Consider the following 621-nt stretch of genomic DNA (forward strand, 5'->3'; position numbering starts at 1 on the left):
ATGGCCAGCAGCACGATGCCCAGGCCGCCCACGGTGGCCAGGCCCATGTCCAGGCGCCCAATGCCGCGCAGCACCATCTGACCCAGGCCGCCGACGGCGATCATCGAGGCGATCACCACCATCGACAGCGACAGCATCAGCGTCTGGTTGATGCCGGCCATGATGGACGGCATGGCCAGCGGCAGCTGCACCTTGGTGAGCATCTGCCAGGGCGAGGCGCCATAGGCGCGCGCCGCCTCGATCAGGTCGGGCCGCACCTGGCGGATGCCGAGGTTGGTCATGCGCACCAGCGGCGGCAGCGCGAAGATGGTGGTGACGATCACGCCGGGCACGTTGCCGATGCCGAACAGCATCACCACCGNCAGCTGCACCTTGGTGAGCATCTGCCAGGGCGAGGCGCCATAGGCGCGCGCCGCCTCGATCAGGTCGGGCCGCACCTGGCGGATGCCGAGGTTGGTCATGCGCACCAGCGGCGGCAGCGCGAAGATGGTGGTGACGATCACGCCGGGCACGTTGCCGATGCCGAACAGCATCACCACCGGCACCAGGTAGACGAAGGCCGGCGTGGTCTGCATGGCGTCGAGCAGCGGGCGCAGCAGGCGCTGGGCGCGGTCGCTGCTG

1 protein-coding gene is annotated in these 621 nt (G+C 69.5%); it reads right to left on the reverse strand.

All coding sequences use genetic code 11. From position 1 onward, the window contains the following. Window positions 1-621, reverse strand: a 621-nt coding sequence (locus QZH66_RS18000; protein WP_305807174.1) for an ABC transporter permease subunit, incomplete at both ends; no start/stop codon positions are given.

The organism is Stenotrophomonas sp. YIM B06876 (assembly GCF_030711595.1).
Lineage (GTDB): Bacteria > Pseudomonadota > Gammaproteobacteria > Xanthomonadales > Xanthomonadaceae > Stenotrophomonas.